This is a genomic window from Nonomuraea sp. NPDC048892, assembly GCF_040649735.1.
Classification (GTDB): domain Bacteria; phylum Actinomycetota; class Actinomycetes; order Streptosporangiales; family Streptosporangiaceae; genus Nonomuraea; species Nonomuraea maheshkhaliensis.
Window position 1 is genome coordinate 19,381 of the sequence record NZ_JBEZFZ010000024.1, and the last position, 19,417, is coordinate 38,797.

Genomic DNA, 19,417 nt, shown 5'->3' on the forward strand with positions numbered 1-19,417 from the left:
GCGAGATGTCCGGCTACTACCCGTACGGCCAGCCGAACCAGCCACCCCCTCCGGCGGACAAGGGCGGCACCGCGCTGCGGACCGTGCTGATCGTCGCGGCCATCGCCGGCGTCGTGACGGTCGTGGCGGGGCTGCTGATCGTCTTCAAGTCGCCAGAAGAGTACGGCCTGGCCAGTAACAGGGACTCCCTGGCCCTGCGGGCACAGCCGAAGAACACGGGGGAGCCCGAGCAGGCGCTGTTCCAGGCACCGGCGAACGTGCCGCCCCCGCTGCCGCAGATCACCCCGGCGCCCCCCATGCTGCCCTCGACCCCGATCAGGCTGGTCGTCAAGCGGCTGGGGATCAACGCGCCGATCCGGTCGGTGGGTCTGGCCAAGGACGGCACGATCCAGGTGCCGCCGTCGGAGAACCACAACCTGGTCGGCTGGTACCGGAACATGTCCACCCCGGGCGAGGTCGGCCCGGCCGTGCTGCTCGGGCACAAGGACACCCGGACGCGTGCCGCCGTGTTCGCCCGCTTGCCGGAGCTGAAGAACGGCGACACCATCGAGGTCAAGCGCCAGGACAAGACGACCGCGGTGTTCACCGTCGGCGGGATTGAGCAGGCGAGCAAGAAGACGTTCCCGACCCAGCGGGTCTACGGGAGCCAGGACAACGCTCAGCTGCACCTGATCACCTGCGGTGGTACCTACGATCGGACCACCGGGCACTACACCGACAACGTCATCGTCTACGCGACGATGACGAGCTCCTATCGAAGCTGAGCACGGAGGCGGGCATGGGCTGGATGGCGAAGCGGAGACTGCGTACTGGCCCCACGGCGGCATTGCCCGCCAAACCGGACCTGGACGAGTTGTTGCGCGTCGTCAGGCTCGCCGACCCGGCCGCGAGGCGGGACGGCGACGACATCGTGGCGACCGACGTGCGCGTGTACGCGCCCGTCGAGGCCGAGGGTGAGCTGACCGGCGGCGAGCTGGAGAAGGTGTGGGCGGTGCGGGTGGCCGCGGAGGGCCCGCTGCCGCTCGACTTCTTCGACCGCTTCCTTGCCGAGGGCCTGGCGTTCCGGCTGGGCGGGCTCGCGGTGTGCCGGGGCGAGGTGAGCGATCCGGCCGACGACGAGGAGAGCGGCCCGGCGGTCATCCTGCCGGTACGCCCCACGCCGGAGGAGCTGGCCCCGCTGCTGGAGCAGGAGGAAGAGGGCGTCGCGTTCACGGCGGGCGACATCAGGGCCGTGCTGGTGCCGCAGAAGGGCCAGCCGCCGGCCGTGCAGGAGTTGCTGCCGTTCGCGACCGAGCTGACCGCGATCGAGCTGCGCGGCGACGAGCCGGTCAAGCTGGGCGCGCTCGCGCTGGAGCTGTCGGAGGCGCTGAACGGGCTGGCGGTGGACCGCTGGCGGTTCCGGATCGACGCGGCGGAGGATCTCGTGCCCCCTGCGTCGGCGGAAGCGGAATCAGAAGCGGAGCCGGAAGCGGCGGAGGAGCTCGTACCCCCGGCGGAGCCTGCGCCCGAATGACGTTCTGTTGTACTCTGCACCTAGTAACCGAATAATGCTCGGTTTCCAGGAGGCACTGTGGCAGAGGCGTACATCGTCGGGGCGGTTCGCACCCCCGTCGGCAAGAAGAAGGGCGGCCTTTCCACCGTCCACCCCACTGACCTGGCCGCCCACGCGCTGAAGGCGCTGATCGACCGCACCGGCGTCGACCCGGCCGCGGTCGAGGACGTCATCATGGGGTGCGTCATGCAGTTCGGCCCCCAGAGCATGGACATCGCGCGAAATGCCTGGCTGTCGGCAGGGCTGCCCGAGACCACCGCCGGCGTCACGATCGACCGGCAGTGCGGCTCCTCCCAGCAGTCGATCCACTTCGCCGCGCAGGGCGTCATGTCCGGCACCCAGGATCTGGTGGTGGCGGCCGGCGTCGAGTCGATGAGCATCGTGCCCATGGGTGCGTCGATCACGGCCGCCCTGGAGAAGGGCATGCCGTTCCCGTTCGGCGACAAGTGGGTCGAACGGTACGGCAAGCAGGAGATCTCGCAGTTCCGCGGCGCGGAGCTGATGTGCGAGAAGTGGGGCTACACGCGGGACGTGCTGGAGCAGTACGCCTTCGAGTCCCACCAGCGGGCCGCCAAGGCCATCGCCAACGGCTACTTCAAGGACCAGATCGCCCCCGTCAACGGCGTCGAGGACGACGAAGGGCCGCGGGCGGACACGACGCTGGAGAAGATGGCGGGCCTGAAGACCCTCAAGGAGGGCGGCCAGATCACCGCGGCCACGTCGTCGCAGATCTCCGACGGCTCCGGAGCCGTGCTCATCGCCTCCGAGCAGGCCGTACGCGAGCACGGGCTGACCCCGAGGGCCCGCATCCACCAGCTCGCGCTCATGGGGGACGACCCGGTCTACATGCTGACCGCGCCGATCCCCGCCACGCAGCGGGCGCTGAAGAAGGCCGGCATGTCGATCGACGAGATCGACGTCGTCGAGATCAACGAGGCGTTCGCGCCGGTGCCGCTGGCGTGGATGAAGGAGCTCGGCGCCGACCCGGCCCGGGTCAACCCCAACGGCGGCGCCATCGCGCTCGGCCACCCGCTCGGCGGCACGGGCGCGATCCTGATGACCAAACTGCTGCACGAGCTGGAGCGCACCGGCGGCCGTTACGGCCTGCAGACGATGTGCGAGGGCGGCGGCCAGGCCAACGTCACCATCATCGAGCGGCTGTGAAGGGTGGAGCGCCGCCTCCGGGCGTACGGGGGAGGCGGCGCTCCGCTAACTACCATCCCGGTAGTTGTCTAGCGGCCCTTGGGCGGAAGGCGCCGGGGCGGCATGATCGGCCGCTGCGGCATCTTGGGCATCGGGCGCACCACCGGCAACTGGGGCCGGTTTTTCTTGTTTCCTGAGCGAACGCGCATAAGGGAAAGCTCCTCTACGTAACTCACGACGCGGCTCATGGAGGCCGGTCGACATGCTCAGCTGCCGCGTCTCATGGGTGGACTGGCTGAGTGGCGGGCGGTCAAGCCCCGCGAATTACAGGTAAAGGCGCATGTCCATGAGGCTAAAGGGTGCTTCGGGGGACGCGCAACCGAATTAATCGCCGGCGGAAACCGTGGTCAGCCGCGAGCCGGGCGTCCGCCCAGGCCGTCGGCCGCGCGCCCGTTCAGGTCGTCAGCCGCGTGCCTGGCCCGCCGCGATCACGCTGTCGAGGGCCTCGCGTGACTCGCGCATCGCCTCCATGGCGCGGTCGATCCGGTCGCGTTCGGCGCGCAGCCGCTCCAGCATGTCGGGACAGGTCGGAGCCAGGTGGTCGCTTTCGTCCTCCAGGCAGAGCAGCACGGTCGCGATCATCGTGGTGCCGAGGCCGGCCGAGAGCAGGCAGCGGATCCGGCGCACGACCTCGACGTGGGCCTCGCCGTATTCGCGCTGGCCGCCGGCGCCGCGCTCGGGGCGCAGCAGGCCCTGCTCCTCGTAGTGACGCAGGAGCCGCTCGCTCACCCCGGTGCGTCGGACGAACTCGCCGATGCGCACGTGGCCTCCCTCACGCCGGTCCGACTCTGACGTGCATGTGGGAACTCAGCGTACTCGCATGACGTGGACTTTCCCGGGACCTCAGCGCACGGAGTCGGGCGGCCGTCACCGCCAGGCCGGCCAGGGCGCAGAACAGCACCGTGACGGAGAGGGGCGCGGGGAAGTAGGCGAGCTGCGCCCAGGTGACCGTCCGGCCGTTCACCAGCACCGACACGAGGTCCGGGTACGCGGCCAGCACCGCGGCCGGGACGAGCGCGGGCACCAGCCGCGGCCCGATCCGCCACCAGGACCGGCCAGAACGCCTGGAGGCCCAGCGGCGGGCCCTGACCACGCCGAGCACGCCCAGCCCCAAGGCGACGATCGCGAGCGCGCCCAGCACCGCCTCGAAGAGCTGCCGGTCGCCGCCGGGCCCCTCCGGGGTCCGGCCCTCGCTCAGCGCCGCGAGGCCGAGCATGATGTCGTACGTCGGGTCGTACAGGGTGGCGTTGTTGGTCATCACGGCGAAGCCGTAGCCGGTCTTCGGGGAGACGGCCTCGACGGCGTTGTAGGTGAACAGGTTGCCCGAGTGCACGAGCCACCCGTCCTCCTCGACGCCCCACCCCATCCCGTACGGCCGCAGCTCCGTCGGCCGGTGCATGGTCGCCAGGCTCTCCCGCTTGACGAGCGGCCGGCCGCTTCCCGCCTGCACGATCAGCCATTTGCCCATGTCGGCGGCGGTGGTGATGACCCCGCCCGCGCCGCTGTCGTCGTGGAACCCGTCGAGCTCGGGCCGGGGCAGCCAGGCGCCGAAGAGCGAGTTGTAGCCGTTCGCCGGTCGCACGTCGGCGGCGGAGACGGCGCTGGACGTCATGCCGAGCGGCCCGAACACCCGATCGCGCAGGTAGTCGCCGAACCGCCGGCCCGAGGCCACCTCCACCAGCCGCGCGGCCAGGTCGTAGTTGACGTTGCAGTACTCGTAGCGGGTGCCGGGGTCGGCGGCGAGCCGGGAGCCGGCCAGGCGGGCGGTGTAGTCGGCCAGGGAGGTGGCGCGCTCGGTCGCGGCGATGTCGATCGTGCGGTCGGACAGGCCCGAGGTCTGGTTGAGCAGCTGCCGTACGGTGATGCGGGCCGCCCGCGGGTCGGCCATCGCGAACCCGGGCACCTGCGCGGCCACCGGCTCATCCAGCCTGATCCTGCCGCGCTCCACGAGCGTCATGACGGCCATGGCGGTGAACGACTTGCTCACCGAGGCCACCCGCATGGGGGTGTCCTCGGTCACGGGCCGCCCGTCGGAGTCGTGGCCGTAGCCGGTGGCGTGCACGACCTCGCCGCCGTGCGTCACGACCACGGACAGACCGGGCACCCCGGTGGTCTCCATGGCCTCGCGCAGGTAGGCGTCCACGGCGGCGGGGGTCAGCTCGGGGGCCGCCGGTGCGGCGGAAGCCGGGCTGAGGGCGAGAGCGAGGGACAGAAGGAGTTTCACGCTGAAGAACCTAGGAAGGCGGGGCCCGCTTCCGTATCGGCCGACCGTCTACCACCACCCCTGACGAAAGTCAGGTCTCGGGCAGCCGCTCGGGGGCGACCTCGCGGACCTGCTGGAAGATCATCGAGGTGCGCCAGCCGACGATCTCCTTGCGCTTGCTCAGCCGGTCGAGCAGGAACCCGTGCAGGTGGTCGAGGTCCCTGACGCCCACGTGCAGCAGGAAGTCGTCGCCGCCGGAGAGTACGTACACGCTCATGACCTCCGGCATGGCGGCCGCCGACGACTTGAACGCGTTGATCACCGCGCGGCTCAGCGGGCGCACCTGGACCGAGACCATCGCCTGGACGCCGCGGTTGAGCGCGGCCGGGTCGATGTCGGCGTGATAGCCGCGGATCACCCCTTTTCGGGTCAGCGTCCTGACCCGCTCCAGGCAGGTCGAGGGGGCGATGCCCAGTTGCCTGGCCAGTTCGCGGTTGGATTGCCGAGCATCCGTTTGGAGCAGGCGCACGATCGCCGAATCTAGTTCGTCCATGGTGCCAGGTTGCCATGTTCTTCCGGCCGAACGTTCGATCCACCGGGGGTCGGACCGAACGGATGGACTAGCTTCGGGCGTCATGAGTGGACGAATGGGAGCCTGGCAAGGGACGGCACTGCTCGTGGGCGCGGTGCTGGGGCCGGGCATGCTGGTGCTGCCGCACCTGGCCGCCGCCGCGGCGGGGCCCGCCTCTGTACTGGCCTGGGCGGGGATGCTCGCGCTGAGCGTGCCCGTCGCGCTGACCTTCGCCGCCCTCGGCACGCGTTACCCGGGCGGCGGGGGAGTGGCGGCCGTCGTCGGCCTGGCGTTCGGCCGGCACGCCTCCGCCGTGGCCGGCTGGTGGTTCTACGGCGCCGTCCCCATCGGCACCGTCGCGGGCGCGCTCGTCGGCGGCCGGTACGTCGAAGCCTCCCTGGGCGTGAACGCCACTCTGGCGGCCTGCCTGATCCTTCTGGCCGCTTTCGCCGCCAACGCGGCCGGGCTGCGCACCTCCGGGCGGCTGCAGATCGTCATGGTCGCCCTGCTCGTCACGCTGCTGGCCACCGCCGTGATCACCGCCGTCCCGCACGCCGACTCGGCCAACTTCACCCCCTTCGCCCCGTACGGCGCCGCCGGCGTGGCGGGCGCGGCCGGTGTGCTCATGTTCGCCTTCGTCGGCTGGGAGGCGGCCAGTCACCTGTCCGCCGAGTTCGCCGACGGGAAGAAGGGATTGCTGCGGGCCACGGTGGTGACTCTGGGAGTGATCGGCCTGTTGTACGCGGGCGTCGCCGTCACCTCCGTCGGCGTGCTCGGCGCGGACATGACCGGCGTGCCGCTGACCGCGATGCTGGAGACGGGCATCGGCCCGGCGGCGCGGCCGGTCACCGGGGTGGTGGCGGTGCTGCTGTCGTTCGGGGCGGTCAACACCTACATCGCCGGGGCGGCCCGGCTGGGGGCGGCCCTGGCCAGGGACAAGGCGCTGCCGGGCTGGTTCGCCAAGGGCGGAGGGGCGGGCGAGACGCCGTACCGGAGCCTCGGGCTGGTGCTCGCACTCAGCGTGCCGGTGCTGGTGCGGGGCGCGGACCTCGACCTGCTCATGCGCGCGACCTCGGCCTGTCTGGCGGCGGTCACCTCGGCGGGGGTGGCGGCGGCGGTGCGCATGTTGCCGGCCGGCCGGCACCGGACCACGGCCGTGATCGGGACCGGGATGTCGCTGCTGGGGCTGGCGGCCTGCGGCGCCTACCTGGTGGTGCCCGCCGTGCTGGCGCTGGTGGCGCTCGGTGCACTGAAGGTGAATGCTCGCCGTTCCTACAAAATCGGGCTATAAACGGCGACAGGACGCCGTCAGGCGGGCAGTACTCATGAGCACATGACGGCGCTATGTCGGGAGGTGCGATGACCGAGCACACCAAGTACGCGGAGTCCAGGGAAGTCGGCGAGCAGGCACGCGAGAAGGAGTGGACGCGTCCCAGCTTCGCCAAGCAGCTCTTCCTCGGTGACTTCCGGCTGGATCTGGTGTATCCGGCCCCCGCCCCGCCCGACGAGGCGGCCAAGAGGGGCGAGGAGTTCGTCCGGGCCGTCCGCCGCTACCTCGACGCGCACGTGGATCCCGCCCTCATTGAGCGGACCGCCCAGGTGCCCGACGACGTGGTCAAGGGGCTGGCGGAACTCGGCGCGTTCGGCATCACGATCAAGGAGGAGTACGGCGGGCTCGGGCTGCCGTACCTGTACTACTGCCGCACGCTCATGCTCGTCGGCTCGTACTGCCCGGCGCTGGCCACGCTGCTGTCGGCGCACCAGTCGATCGGCGTGCCCCAGCCGCTCAAGCTGTTCGGCACCGAGGAGCAGAAGCGCGAGTTCCTGCCCAGGTGCGCGGCGGGGGCGATCTCGGCGTTCCTGCTGACCGAGCCCGACGTCGGCTCCGACCCGGCCCGCCTGGGCACCACCGCCGTACGCGACGGCGACGACTACGTGATCGACGGCGTGAAGTTGTGGACCACGAACGGCGTCGTGGCCGACCTGCTGGTCGTCATGGCCAGGACCGGTAAGAAGATCAGCGCGTTCGTCGTCGAGGCCGACACGCCGGGCATCACGGTCAAGCGGCGCAACTCGTTCATGGGGTTGCGCGGCATCGAGAACGGCGTCACCGAGTTCTCCCAGGTCAGAGTGCCGGCCAAGAACCTGATCGGGCGCGAGGGCGAAGGGCTGAAGATCGCCCTCACCACGCTGAACACCGGCCGCCTGTCGCTGCCCGCCACGTGCGCCGGCAGCGCGAAGTGGGCCGTCAAGATCGCCCGCGAGTGGGGCAACGAGCGGGTGCAGTGGGGGCGCAAGGTCGGCATGCACGAAGCCGTGGCCACGAAGATCGCCTTCATCGCGGCCAGCGCGTACGCGCTCGAAGCCGTCTGCGAGCTCAGCAGCCGCCTGGCCGACGACCAGCGCAACGACATCAGGATCGAGGCGGCCCTGGCCAAGCTGTACGCCTCCGAGCTGTCGTACCGGGTGCTCGACGAACTGGTCCAGATGAGGGGCGGGCGCGGCTACGAGACGGCCGAGTCGCTCGCCGCGCGGGGCGAGCGTGGCGTGCCCGCCGAGCAGATGCTGCGCGACTCGCGCATCAACCGCATCTTCGAGGGCTCCTCCGAGATCATGCACCTGATGATCACCCGCGAGGCGGTGGACGCGCACCTGTCGGCCGCCGGCGAGCTGATCAACCCCGAGGCCGGGCGGCAGGAACGCGCGCAGGCGCTGCGCCGGGCGAGCCGCTTCTACGCCAAGTGGCTGCCCACACTGGTGGCCGGCACGGGCAACCTGCCCACCTCGTACGCCGACTTCGGCCCGCTGGCCGCCCATCTGCGCTTCGTGGAGCGGACCAGCAGGAAACTGGCCAGGTCCACCTTCTACGGCATGTCCCGCTGGCAGAGCAGGCTGGAGTACAAACAGTCCTTCCTCGGCCGGATCGTGGACATCGGGGCCGAACTGTTCGCCATGACCGCCGTCTGCCTCAAGGCCGAGGAGGACGCCGGTGATCTGGGGCGCAGGCCGTACGAGCTGGCCGACACCTTCTGCCACCAGGCACGACACCGCGTGGACGAGCTCTTCGACCGGCTCTGGGACAACAGCGACAGCCATGACGTACGCCTGGCGAACTACGTCCTGGAGGGCCGCTACACCTTCGTCGAGGAGGGGATCCTGGATCCGTCGATCGAGGGTCCGTGGATCGGCACGCCGTCGGGCGGGGAGAACGTCCGGCGGAAGATCATCTGACATCCGGTCTAGACCGGATGTGCGGTCTGATTTCCCCGAGTGTTGTCAAAACGAGACGGACCGGTATAGACCGGCTGCCAAACTCAGGCTTACGCTGGCGCAAACGCGGGCGAGCCGTTACTCGCGCGCCTCATCCCCCAGGGCTGGGTCCGCCGGCTGGTACGGACCAGCTCGGCCCGGCCTGACGAGAAGGCGGTATCTCCAGTGAACATCAAGCTTGTGAGCGGCGCCGCTCTCGGCCTTGCCACGATGCTGGTCCTGTCCAGTTGCGGCTCTGGCGGCTCCGGCGGAGGCGACGACACCCAGGCGTCGGGCGGCGGTGCGGTCACCCTGAAGATGGTCGCGGCCGACTACGGCGACGGCCCCGGCAAGCCGAACTCGGGCGAGACGTTCTGGAAGGGCGTCGTGGACGAGTTCCAGGCGGCCAACCCGAACATCAAGGTCGATGTCCAGGTCATCAACTGGAACGACATCGACAAGCAGGTCGCCACCATGATCCAGAACGGTCAGGTGCCCGACATCCTGCAGACCGGCGACTACTCCGGCTTCGTCGCCGACAAGCTCCTCTACAAGGTGGACGAGGTCCTGTCGCCGAACGTCTCGGGCGACATGCTGCAGAAGTTCGCCGAGTTCGGCAAGGTCGACGGCGCCGCGTACGGCATCCCGTTCGTCTCCTCCGCCCGCGCCCTGTTCTACAACAAGGACCTCTTCGAGAAGGCCGGCATCGCCGAACCGCCGAAGACGTGGGACGAGCTCAAGGCCGCCGCCGAGAAGCTGAAGGGCGCCGGCGTGACGCAGCCGTTCGGCCTGCCGCTCGGCCAGGAGGAGGCCCAGGCCGAGTCGTTCCTGTGGATGCTGGGCAACGGCGGCGGTTACAAGGACGCCTCCGGCAAGTGGGCGATCAACTCGCCGCAGAACGTCGAGACGTTCACGTACGTGAAGGGCCTGGTCGACGCCGGCCTGACCACCCCCAACCCGGGCACCAAGGACCGCAAGACGGTCTGGGAGGACTTCGGCGCGGGCAAGGTCGGCATGGTCAACGGCGGCCCCATGTCCATCCCGATCTTCGACGCGGCCGGCCTGAAGAACTACGGCGTCGTGCCGATCCCCGGCAAGGCCGGGCCGCTCGACACCACGCTCGGCGTCATGGACTGGATCATGGCGTTCAACAAGAACGGCCACGCCGCCGAGATCAAGAAGTTCTTCGACTTCTTCTACACCGGCAGCGCCGCCCAGAAGATCTCCGACACCTACAAGCTGCTGCCCGTCACCAACGGCGGCATCCAGAAGCTGTCGAGCGACGAGAAGCTCAAGCCGTTCCTCGACGCGCTGCCCAACGCCAGCTTCTACCCCTTCCAGGACCCCAAGTGGGCCGAGGTGAACCCGGCCATCAAGCAGACCATCGGCGGCGCCGTCAAGGACGACCCCGCCAAGGTCCTCGGTGAGCTGCAGAAGACCGCCGAAGCGGCCGGCTGATCCAGCGGGACACGGATACGGCCGGCGCGCGCCGTCGGCCGTATCGTCCTGGAAAGGTGTCTGATGAGAAGATTGCGCGCCCTGGAGCCCCTGGCCTGGGTCGGGCCCGCCATCGTCCTGATCGCCCTCGTCGTGCTCTGGCCCGTGATCGAGATGATCAGGTCCTCGTTCCTGGAGATCAGCCGGCTCGGCGTGGAACGCGGCTACACCGGCTTCGCCAACTACGAGAAGCTGTTCGGCGAGAAGGACTTCGCGGACATCATGGTCCGCAGCGTGATCTGGGTCGTCGCCGTCGTGGTGCTCACCGTGCTGTTCTCGCTGGCCCTGGCGCAGCTGTTCAACCAGCGCTTCCCGCTGCGCAAGGTGGCCCGCTGGGCGCTCATCGCGCCCTGGGCCGCGTCGGTGCTCATGACCGCGATCATCTTCAAGTGGATGCTCGACCCCGAGGTCGGCGTGATCAACCAGATCCGGCTGAAACTCGGGTGGATCGACGCCATGGGCGGAGCCGCCGCCGACCAGCTCGGTGACGCCTCCACCGCCATGCCGTGGCTGGTGTTCGTCGCGGTGTTCGTGTCGGTGCCGTTCACCACGTACGCGCTGCTGGCCGGGCTCGCCACGATCCCCGCCGACGTGTACGAGGCCGCCCGCATGGACGGAGCAGGACGCCTGCGGACGTACTGGTCGATCACGCTGCCACTCCTGCGCCCCGCGCTCACCGTGGCCGCGCTGATCAACGTCATGAACGTCTTCAACAGCTTCCCGATCATCTGGGCCATGACGCACGGCCAGCCCGGCTACTCCACGGCCACGTCGACGATCCTCATGTACATCCTCAAGGGCTCCGACATCGGCGAGTCGGCCGCCATGTCCGTCGTCAACTTCGGCATGGTGATCGTGCTGACCGTGATCTTCCTGCGGGTGTCGCGGTGGAACAAGGAGGTGGCGTGATGGCCGTCAAGACCGCGCCGTCGCGGACCAGGCCACACCACCACGCCCGCGCCGGCCGGGGCGGCGGCGTCGCCGGCGCCATGCCCAAGGTCAAGACCGTCCTCGTCGCGGGCACCGCCTACGTCGTCTCGCTGCTGTTCCTGTTCCCGTACGTGGTCATGCTGCTGACCTCGCTGCGCTCCCAGGACTCGCTGCGCGAGGTGACGTTCTGGCCGCGTGAGTGGATCTGGTCGAACCTCGCCGACTTCTGGGGCACCGGCCTGGCCGTCAACCTCTGGGTCACGATCAAGGTGGCGGCCGGCTCGACCGTGCTCGTGCTGCTGGTGGCGCTGCCCGCCGCGTACTACTCGGCCCGGCACCAGTTCAAGGGCCGCACCGCGTTCCTGGTGCTCGTCCTGATCACGCAGATGTTCCAGCCCACGGCCATGGTCGTCGGCATCTACCGCGAGTTCTTCCAGTTCGGGCTGGTGGACTCGATCTGGGCGCTGATCCTGGTCAACGGCGGGTTCAACCTGGCGTTCGCGGTGTGGATCCTGAACGCGTACTTCGCCTCCATCCCGCGTGAGCTGGAGGAGGCGGCCTTCATCGACGGCAACGGGCGCTTCGGCGCGCTGTTCCGGATCACGCTGCCGCTGGCCATGCCCGGCGTCATCACCGCGCTGATCTTCACGTTCATCGCCGCGTGGAACGAGTTCGTGGTCGCGCTGACCCTGACCACGACCACGGCCAACCAGCCGCTTCCCGTGGCGCTCAACTCGTTCATCGGGCAGTACCAGGTGGACTGGCAGAACCTGTTCGCCGGCTCGGTGATCGCCACCATCCCGGTGATCATCCTGTTCGCCCTGATCGAGCGGAAGGTGGTCGGCGGCCTGACCGCCGGCTCCATCAAGTAGACCGCCCGGCCGCCCCCGGTGACCCCTGGGCGCGGCCGGGCGTCTTCACGTGGCTTCGGGGCGGGCCGCCTCAGTCCTGCTTGGGCTGGGGCACGCGGGCCACGCAGAACACCGTCTGGCCGAACGGCGGTGTGATGAACCGCTCGATGAAGCGCGTCGTCGGCACCACCGTACGGTCGTAGATCTTGACCAGCCGCGGGTCCGGATAGCCCACGCCGCCCCGGCGCACCGCCGCCCACCAGGCGATGCCGCCCAGGAAGTTGATCGGCTTGAGCACCTCGACGTCCAGCCCCGCCTTGGCCACCGTCGTGCCGAGCGTCTTCGGCGTGTAGCGCTGGACGTGACCCACCTTGCGGTCGAAGTCACCGTAGAGCTGCGGATATCCCGGCACCCAGATGATGATCCGGCCGCCCGGCTGCGTGACGCGCGCCAGCGAGCGCAGCGCCTCGGCGTCCTCCTCGATGTGCTCCAGGACGTTCATCATGACGACGGTGTCGACCTTGTCGTCCAGCGGGATGTCCGTCGGCAGGCCGAACTGCAGGACGCTGATGTCGTCGCGGTCGGCGAAGCGCTTCTCCAGCTGCTCGACGCAGTAGGGGTCGAAGTCGCTCACGACCAGGCGGTCGAGACGCGGCATGAACTGCTCGGCGAAGTGGCCCAGCCCCGAGCCGATCTCCAGCATCGAGCGGCCGACATGCGGGGCGACCATGTCGAACTCGTACTGCCGGTAGTTCTTGGCCTCGTCCCCACCCAGGTGGTTCTCCAGGGCCTCGTCACCGGCCGCCGGTTGCACTACACGGTCATACCCAGAAGACATATTCCCGTTCCTTCAAGGGGCTCATGGATTGCCCGAGTCTAATGCCCCGCATCGTCATGAGGATGACACGATCAGCGAAACGCCCTTTCCCAACTGCCCGGGATGCGGTGGAATCTGACTCGTCATGGACGACGACGAGGCGGTTACGCGCTCGCTCGACGGTGACCTGGCCGCCTACGAGGTGCTGGTCGCCCGCTACAGCGCGCTCGCCCACCGTACCGCCGCCATGCTGGGAGCGGGGGACGAGGCGGAGGACGTCGTCCAGGAGGCGTTCGTCAAGGCGTTCCGGCACCTGCCGAGCTTCCGCAGGGACGCGCCGTTCCGGCCGTGGCTGCTGCGCATCGTGGCCAACGAGACCCACAACCTGACCCGCTCGCGCGGGCGGCGCTCCGACCTGGCGCTGCGCCTCGCCGCCGGCGCCGACCCGGTCGCGCCCGACGACCCCGAGGGGGCCGCCGTGGCCACCGACCGGCGCTCGCGGCTGCTGGCCGCCGTACGCGGGCTGCCGGAACGGGAACGTCAGGCGGTCGTCTGCCGGTACTTCTTACAGCTGAGCGAGGCGGAGACCGCGCAGGTGCTCGACTGGCCCGTCGGCACCGTCAAGTCCAGCACGCACCGGGGGCTGGCCCGGCTGAGGGAGGAGGTGGGCGGTGAACTCGCGTGAACCCTTCGACGACCTGGAGGCCGAACTCGTCGCGCTCGGCGACCTCCTCGACACGCCCACACCCCCTCCCACCGACGTCGCCGCCGCCGTCCGCGCCCGCCTCGAACAGCCCGGCCCGGCTCCCGAGTCCGATCCCGACCCGGCGCACGGGCCGATCGCCACGCCGGTAAGGCCGCATCCCCGGGCGCTGGGGCGGCGTGGGAGGCGGTGGGTGGTCGTGGCGGCCGTGGTCGTCGCCGTCGTCACCGTCACGGCCGCCACCCCCCAGGGCCGCGCCGCCGTGGCGTACATCCTGCGCTTCGCCGGCATCGAGCTGCAGGTCGGGGACACCCCGCCCCCGCCCGTCACCACCACGGCCGGGCTCCCAGGGGAGCACACCGTGCCGCCGTCCGCCGTCGCGGGCCAGGCGCGCTTCCCGGTCAGAACCCCTTCCGCCCTCGGCCCCCCGCAACGGGTGACGGTCTCCGACGGTGGCAGGGTGGTGTCGATGTTCTGGCCGGACGGCATCCGGCTCGACCAGTTCGACGGCGCCATGGACCCGTACTTCTTCAAGAAGCTCGGCCCGCCCTACCCCGACCACGCGATGGTCGGCGGGCGCTCGGCCTGGTGGCTCCCCGGCGCGCACCCCCTCGGCTACATCCGCCGCCAGGACGGCACCGAGGTCCCGCTCCGCCAGGCCGCCCCCACCCTCGTCTGGCAGCAGGGCACGCTCAACTACCGCCTGGAGGGCGCGGGGAGCAAGGAGGAGGCCGTCCGCGTCGCCGAGTCACTCGGGTGACGACGTCAGCCAGTCGTCCACACCCTTGAGCAGTTCCTTGCGCACCGTCTCGGGGGCGGTGGACGAGCGTACGGACTGGCGGGCCAGCTCGGCCACCTCCGCGTCGCTGAACCCGTAGACGTCCCTGGCCAGCTCGTACTGCCGCAGCAGCCGCGTACCGAACAGCAGCGGGTCGTCGGACCCCAGCGCGATCGGCACCCCCGCGTCGAACAGCCGGCGCAGCGGCACGTCGGCGGCCTGCTCGACCACCCCCAGCCCCACGTTGGAGGTGGGGCAGATCTCGCAGCAGATCTGCCGGTCGGCCAGCCGCTGCATCAGCCAGTCGTCCTCGGCCGCGCGCACGCCGTGGCCGACCCGGTCGGCGCCCAGGTCGTCGACGCACTGCGCGACGCTGCGCGGCCCCATCAGCTCGCCGCCGTGGGGCATGGCCCGCAGCCCGCCGCGCTTGGCGATCCTGAACGCCCGCTCGAAGTCTCTCGCCTGGCTGCGCCGCTCGTCGTTGGACAGCCCGAAGCCGACCACGCCCTTGTCGGTGTACTGGACGGCCAGCCGGGCCAGCGTGTTCGCGTCGAGCGGATGACGGGTCCTGTTCGCCGCCACGATCACCGCGATCCCGATGCCCGCGTGCGTGGCCGCCTGGTGCACCGCGTCCAGCATCAGCTCCAGCGTGGCCGTCAGCCCGCCGAAGCGCTGGGCGTACCCCGAGGGGTCGACCTGGATCTCCAGCCACCGCGACCCGGCCGCCACCTCGTCCTCGGCCGCCTCGCGCAGGAGCCGGTAGACGTGCTCGGGACGGGTCAGCACGGACCTGGCGATGTCGTACAGGCGCTGGAACCTGAACCAGCCCCGCTCGTCGGTCGCCCGCAGCTTCGGCGGCCAGTCCTGCTCCAGCGCGTCGGGCAGATGCAGCCCCTGGTCCCTGGCCAGCTCGATCAGCGTCGAGTGCCGCATCGAGCCGGTGAAGTGCAGATGAAGATGGGCCTTGGGAAGGGCATGTAGGGGCCGTGGCATCTGCATATCTTGCCACTCAACCTCCGGGCGGGTCGGCGCGTTGGGGAGGGCGAAAGGGGACCCTCGCTGATGACAGATGCTGATGACAGATGACGACGAGGCGGCCTTCGACGACTTCCTGGCCGCCAGGAGCACCTCGCTGCTGCGCACCGCGATCCTGGTCTGCGGGGCGACGCCGCACGACGCCGAGGACCTGGTCCAGCACGCGCTGGAGAAGGTCTACCGGAACTGGCCGCGCATCCGGCGCGACAACCCCGAGGCGTACGCGCGGAAGATCGTCGTGAACGCGGCGATCAGCAGAGCGCGGCGGCGCAAGGTCATCAAGGAGATCATGTTCGCCCGGCCGCCGGATACCGCCGCGGACTCACCCGACCTCGACCTGCGTGACGCGCTCATCCGGGAGCTGCGCAGGCTGCCGCCCAGGATGCGGGCCGTGCTCGTGCTGCGCTACTGGGAGGACCAGTCGGAGCAGTCCACCGCCGCCCTGCTCGGTTGCTCGGTGGGCACGGTCAAGAGCCAGGCGGCGCGCGGGCTCGCCAGGATCCGCGAACACATGGACATGGCAGAGGAAGTGAGCAGATGACGATCGAGGACGACCTGGCCGACGCCATGCGCGCGCACGTCGCCGGCGTGCGGGCCGCGCCCGGCCTGGGATCGGCCGTACGCGGCCGGCATCGGGCCCGAGTGCTCAGGCTCCGCGCGGCCGGCGCGGCGCTCATCACCGCCGCGGTGGCGGTGGCCGTACCGGTGACGCTGGACCACCTACCGCTGGGCGGCGGGGACGCCGCCGCCCGTCAGGACCGGGTCATGGTGCGCGACGACGTGACCGTTCCCGACGTGACGGGCAAGAGCGCGGCGCAGGCCGCGCGGATCCTGCGCGAGGCCGGGCTGCGGGCCGAGTTCTCCGGATCGGAGATCCTGAACGACCTGGTGCTCACGCAGCGGCCGCCCGCCGGAGAACGGGCCGCTCCCGGCGACCACGTCAGGCTCACCCTCGCGCCGCGCGACAGACCGCCCCAGGACCTTGGCGACCTGGGCGACGGGCGCGAGTTCGGCGGCATCCGCCTCGGCTATCTGCCCGAAGGGCTCGTATGGGGCAAATGGTCGGCCAAGGACAGGTTCGGCAAGCACAGCTACACCACCAGCTTCCAGCGGCCGGACGCCGATCACGGCACGTTCGCGGTGCAGGTGTTCGTGTTCACGGGCGAGGCCGCCAGGCAGGCCGTCGAGAAGTTCCCCGGGCAGGGGGAGGCCGAGCGCGTGGACGTCGGTGGCAGGCGGGCGTGGCTGGCGACCGTCGCCGACGGTGGCGAGGTCGTGCCGCGGGGCACCGAGCGCGGGCTGCTCACGATCGGCTGGGAGGTGCGTGACGACCTGGTCGTCCAGGTGTGCCTCGAAGCCGGCTACAGCGAGGAGATCGACGGCGAGGCCGAGTTGCGCAGGATCGCTGAGGGCGTACGTCCCGACCGGCCGAACGTACGGTAGGGAGGGCTCGGGCGGGGGATCATGGGGGGATGATCCCCGAGGGACACGAGCTCGGCCAGGGCGCCCGCGCGGCTCTGGCGGCGATGGCGCTGGGCGTGACGGCCCTCATCATCTACGGGCTCTTCTCCTCGGGCTTCGGCCGCCCGCCCCGCCTGGCCCTGCCCACCCCGCGCCCCGCGCCCGTACCGACCTCCGAGGAGCCGGGGGCGGCGGCGGGGGCGGTGGGGCCGCGGCCGGTCAGGGCGCTCGCGGTGGTCTCCGGCGATCTGTGGCTCACCCACCTGCCCTCGGGTCTCGAACGCGTCGGTGGCGGCGTCCTCGCGCGGCGGCCCGGGGTCGAGAGCGGGGCCTGGGCCAGGTTCGGCGGAGCGGGCCGGTTCGTCGAGATCCAGATCGAACACGGCACGATCGCCGCCGGCTGGGACCGCTACCGTAAGCGCGTCGCCATGTCGGCCGCCCGTCCCGTCACCGTGCGCGGCAGACCGGCCCTGGCCGGCCGGCATCCCGACGGCGGCCGGGTGATCGTCTGGCTCGAACGTCCCGGCACGGGCGCGTGGGTCAGGGTCGGCGATCCGCTCAGTGACGATCTCGTCGCTATTGCCGCCTCCATCAGGGCTCGTGTAGGAGACTAGGAGCCCTTTCCCCCGGTAATCCGCTCACGTCAAAGGGGAGGTCGATGCGGCGGCTGGCAGCGGTGCTCCTCATGTTCACGCTGACGGCGTGCGGCGTCGGCGGCGACCCCACGCCGCCGCTTCAGGCGACCCTGCCCCCGCCCAAGCCGGTCATCACCCGCAAGAACATGGCCTCGCTGTCCTGCGACGACACCAAGGTGCACGTGCCCGCCGAGATCCCCGGGCTCGACGACGCCGGCAGGTTCGCCCGTCTCGACTCGCTCAGGCAGCGGCTCAAGGTGCGCGGCCGGATCTGGCGCGAGGACGACGAGCGCGTGTACGTCGGCGTGGTGTGCGGGGTCCAGACGGCCGAACGCTTCTCCACGCTGGTGGCCAGGTCGACGCTGACCCTGTACCAGGGCAAACCGGCGCTGCGCTGGATCACACGTACGGGCATGCGCAACTTCATGTGGCTGGAGCGGCCGGGCACCGCCGTCTACATCGGCGCGACGCCCGGCCTGGCCACGGAGATCAGGTTGATCGCCGCCGACATCACCGCGGCCTGACCCGGCCCCGCCACCACCGCTTCCCTTCGCGGCCCCGACCAGGTCGGAACCGCGCGAACCGGCCCTGAACGGATCAGCGGGCCTCGGACAGCAGCTTGCTCAGCCGGCTGACGCCCTCGACCAGGTCCTCGTCACCCAGCGCGTAGGACAGCCGGAAGTAACCCGGCGTGCCGAAGGCCTCGCCCGGCACCACGGCCACCTCGGCCTCCTCCAGGATCAGCTCCGCCAGCTCGGCGGACGACCGGGGCCGCCGGCCGCGCAGCTCCTTGCCGATCAGCTCCTTGACCGAGGGATATGCGTAGAACGCCCCCTTCGGTTCCGGGCACAACACGCCCGGGATCTCGTTCAGCATCCGCACCATCGTCTGACGACGGCGGTCGAACGCCTCGCGCATCTCCGCCACCGCCGACAGGTCGCCGGAGACCGCCGCCAGCGCGGCGATCTGCGCCACGTTGGAGACGTTGGAGGTGGCGTGCGACTGCAGGTTGGTCGCGGCCTTCACCACGTCGGACGGGCCGATCAGCCAGCCCACGCGCCAGCCGGTCATCGCGTACGTCTTGGCCACGCCGTTGAGGATCACGACCTGGTCGCCCAGCTCGGGGACGGCGGTGGCGATGCTGGTGAACTCGGCGTCGCCGTAGATCAGGTGCTCGTAGATCTCGTCGGTGACCACCCACAGGCCGTGCTCCGCCGCCCAGCGGCCGATCGCGATCGTCTGCTCGCGCGAGTAGACGGCGCCCGTCGGGTTGGACGGCGAGACGAACAGCAGCACCTTCGTCCGCTCGGTGCGGGCCGCCTCCAGCTGCTCGACGCTCGCCAGGTAGCCGGTGGACTCGTCGGTCACGACGTCGACCTGGACGCCCCCGGCCAGCTTGATCGCCTCGGGGTAGGTCGTCCAGTAGGGGGCCACGACGAGGACCTCGTCGCCCGGGTCGAGCAGCGTCGCGAACGCCTGGTAGACGGCCTGCTTGCCGCCGTTGGTGACGAGCACCTGCGAGGGCTCGGCCGCGTAGCCGGAGTCGCGCAGCGTTTTGGCCGCGATCGCCTTCTTCAGCTCGGGCAGCCCGCCGGCGGGCGTGTACTTGTGGAACCGCGGGTCGCGCGCCGCCTCGATCGCCGCCTCGACGATGTAGCCGGGCGTCGGGAAGTCGGGCTCGCCGGCGCCGAAGCCGATGACGGGCCGTCCTTCGGCCTTCATCGCCTTCGCCTTGGCGTCCACGGCGAGCGTTGCGGACTCGGAAATCGCGGAAATTCTCGCGGAGATGCGGGGTCGGGTGGACATGCGTCCATGTTCCCACGCGGCCCACACGCGGGCGTGACCTGGGCGATCAGGTTTTGGTTCGACGTACCGGGCAATCCCCCGTATGCTTTCGCCTGGTCCTTCCGCCGCATGTCGGCGAGCGGTTCG

The 19,417-nt window shown here is 70.4% G+C and carries 20 protein-coding genes; 14 read left to right on the top strand and 6 right to left on the bottom strand.

Going from position 1 to position 19,417, the window contains the following annotated elements:
- Positions 1 to 5: 5 nt before the first annotated feature.
- The 3 genes from AB0C28_RS44210 to AB0C28_RS44220 are packed head-to-tail and all read left to right on the top strand — an operon-like array spanning position 6 to position 2,716.
- Positions 6 to 764 (top strand): class F sortase, encoded by a 759-nt coding sequence (locus AB0C28_RS44210; RefSeq protein ID WP_346103312.1) that lies wholly within the window; start codon positions 6 to 8, stop codon positions 762 to 764.
- A gap of 14 nt (positions 765 to 778) precedes the next feature.
- On the top strand, positions 779 to 1,513 hold the full coding sequence (locus AB0C28_RS44215; RefSeq protein ID WP_358081898.1) for a hypothetical protein: 735 nt from the start codon (positions 779 to 781) through the stop codon (positions 1,511 to 1,513).
- 57 nt (positions 1,514 to 1,570) lie between these two features.
- Positions 1,571 to 2,716 (top strand): acetyl-CoA C-acetyltransferase, encoded by a 1,146-nt coding sequence (locus AB0C28_RS44220; RefSeq protein WP_357845391.1) that lies wholly within the window; start codon positions 1,571 to 1,573, stop codon positions 2,714 to 2,716.
- A 441-nt stretch (positions 2,717 to 3,157) separates the two neighbouring features.
- On the opposite strand, the gene AB0C28_RS44225 is transcribed toward AB0C28_RS44220, so the two are convergent.
- The 3 genes from AB0C28_RS44225 to AB0C28_RS44235 all read right to left on the bottom strand — a co-directional run bounded on the left by AB0C28_RS44225 (position 3,158) and on the right by AB0C28_RS44235 (position 5,511).
- The gene (locus AB0C28_RS44225; protein WP_358081901.1) at positions 3,158 to 3,517 is read right to left on the bottom strand and encodes a MerR family transcriptional regulator; all 360 of its coding nucleotides are present in this window, start codon (positions 3,515 to 3,517) and stop codon (positions 3,158 to 3,160) included.
- A gap of 10 nt (positions 3,518 to 3,527) precedes the next feature.
- Complete coding sequence (locus AB0C28_RS44230) at positions 3,528 to 4,979, bottom strand: serine hydrolase domain-containing protein (RefSeq protein WP_358081904.1); 1,452 nt, start codon at positions 4,977 to 4,979, stop codon at positions 3,528 to 3,530.
- Between the two features lie 70 nt (positions 4,980 to 5,049).
- On the bottom strand, positions 5,050 to 5,511 hold the full coding sequence (locus AB0C28_RS44235) for an Lrp/AsnC family transcriptional regulator (RefSeq protein WP_357845382.1): 462 nt from the start codon (positions 5,509 to 5,511) through the stop codon (positions 5,050 to 5,052).
- A gap of 82 nt (positions 5,512 to 5,593) precedes the next feature.
- Between AB0C28_RS44235 and AB0C28_RS44240 the strand changes: the two genes are divergently transcribed.
- From AB0C28_RS44240 to AB0C28_RS44260, 5 genes are all read left to right on the top strand, one after another.
- Positions 5,594 to 6,820 carry an amino acid permease gene (locus tag AB0C28_RS44240; RefSeq protein ID WP_358081906.1) on the top strand — a complete coding sequence of 409 codons (1,227 nt, stop codon included), beginning with the start codon at positions 5,594 to 5,596 and terminating at the stop codon, positions 6,818 to 6,820.
- Positions 6,821 to 6,888: 68 nt separating this feature from the next.
- On the top strand, positions 6,889 to 8,760 hold the full coding sequence (locus AB0C28_RS44245; protein WP_358081908.1) for an acyl-CoA dehydrogenase family protein: 1,872 nt from the start codon (positions 6,889 to 6,891) through the stop codon (positions 8,758 to 8,760).
- A gap of 204 nt (positions 8,761 to 8,964) precedes the next feature.
- Positions 8,965 to 10,236: an extracellular solute-binding protein gene (locus AB0C28_RS44250; protein ID WP_357845373.1), complete on the top strand. Its 1,272-nt coding sequence runs from the start codon at positions 8,965 to 8,967 to the stop codon at positions 10,234 to 10,236.
- A gap of 63 nt (positions 10,237 to 10,299) precedes the next feature.
- On the top strand, positions 10,300 to 11,184 hold the full coding sequence (locus tag AB0C28_RS44255; RefSeq protein WP_346103328.1) for a sugar ABC transporter permease: 885 nt from the start codon (positions 10,300 to 10,302) through the stop codon (positions 11,182 to 11,184).
- Entirely contained in the window at positions 11,184 to 12,077 is an 894-nt protein-coding gene (locus AB0C28_RS44260; protein WP_357845368.1) for a carbohydrate ABC transporter permease, read from the top strand. The genes AB0C28_RS44255 and AB0C28_RS44260 overlap by 1 nt, the downstream gene beginning before the upstream one ends.
- A gap of 70 nt (positions 12,078 to 12,147) precedes the next feature.
- Here the strand turns inward: AB0C28_RS44260 and AB0C28_RS44265 are convergent, their stop codons facing one another.
- The gene (locus tag AB0C28_RS44265) at positions 12,148 to 12,894 is read right to left on the bottom strand and encodes a methyltransferase domain-containing protein (protein WP_357845365.1); all 747 of its coding nucleotides are present in this window, start codon (positions 12,892 to 12,894) and stop codon (positions 12,148 to 12,150) included.
- 124 nt (positions 12,895 to 13,018) lie between these two features.
- On the opposite strand from AB0C28_RS44265, the gene AB0C28_RS44270 reads away from it, so the two are divergent.
- Together AB0C28_RS44270 and AB0C28_RS44275 are read left to right on the top strand one after the other, a co-directional pair.
- A complete protein-coding gene (locus tag AB0C28_RS44270; protein WP_346103334.1) occupies positions 13,019 to 13,558 on the top strand; it encodes an RNA polymerase sigma factor in 540 nt (179 codons plus the stop codon).
- The gene (locus tag AB0C28_RS44275) at positions 13,545 to 14,336 is read left to right on the top strand and encodes a hypothetical protein (protein ID WP_357845361.1); all 792 of its coding nucleotides are present in this window, start codon (positions 13,545 to 13,547) and stop codon (positions 14,334 to 14,336) included. The genes AB0C28_RS44270 and AB0C28_RS44275 overlap by 14 nt, the downstream gene beginning before the upstream one ends.
- Here AB0C28_RS44275 and AB0C28_RS44280 read toward each other — a convergent pair.
- A complete protein-coding gene (locus AB0C28_RS44280) occupies positions 14,325 to 15,347 on the bottom strand; it encodes an adenosine deaminase (RefSeq protein ID WP_357845358.1) in 1,023 nt (340 codons plus the stop codon). The genes AB0C28_RS44275 and AB0C28_RS44280 overlap by 12 nt on opposite strands.
- Positions 15,348 to 15,429: 82 nt before the next feature.
- Here AB0C28_RS44280 and AB0C28_RS44285 point away from each other — a divergent pair, with 82 nt between their 5' ends.
- The 4 genes from AB0C28_RS44285 to AB0C28_RS44300 are packed head-to-tail and all read left to right on the top strand — an operon-like array spanning position 15,430 to position 18,009.
- Positions 15,430 to 15,930 (top strand): SigE family RNA polymerase sigma factor, encoded by a 501-nt coding sequence (locus AB0C28_RS44285; protein ID WP_358081910.1) that lies wholly within the window; start codon positions 15,430 to 15,432, stop codon positions 15,928 to 15,930.
- Positions 15,927 to 16,832 (top strand): PASTA domain-containing protein, encoded by a 906-nt coding sequence (locus AB0C28_RS44290; RefSeq protein ID WP_357845352.1) that lies wholly within the window; start codon positions 15,927 to 15,929, stop codon positions 16,830 to 16,832. The genes AB0C28_RS44285 and AB0C28_RS44290 overlap by 4 nt, the downstream gene beginning before the upstream one ends.
- Positions 16,833 to 16,861: 29 nt before the next feature.
- The gene (locus AB0C28_RS44295; protein WP_357845349.1) at positions 16,862 to 17,464 is read left to right on the top strand and encodes a hypothetical protein; all 603 of its coding nucleotides are present in this window, start codon (positions 16,862 to 16,864) and stop codon (positions 17,462 to 17,464) included.
- Between the two features lie 44 nt (positions 17,465 to 17,508).
- Complete coding sequence (locus AB0C28_RS44300) at positions 17,509 to 18,009, top strand: hypothetical protein (RefSeq protein ID WP_357845347.1); 501 nt, start codon at positions 17,509 to 17,511, stop codon at positions 18,007 to 18,009.
- A gap of 73 nt (positions 18,010 to 18,082) precedes the next feature.
- On the opposite strand, the gene AB0C28_RS44305 is transcribed toward AB0C28_RS44300, so the two are convergent.
- Positions 18,083 to 19,291: a pyridoxal phosphate-dependent aminotransferase gene (locus AB0C28_RS44305; protein WP_357845344.1), complete on the bottom strand. Its 1,209-nt coding sequence runs from the start codon at positions 19,289 to 19,291 to the stop codon at positions 18,083 to 18,085.
- Between the last annotated feature and the right edge of the window lie 126 nt (positions 19,292 to 19,417).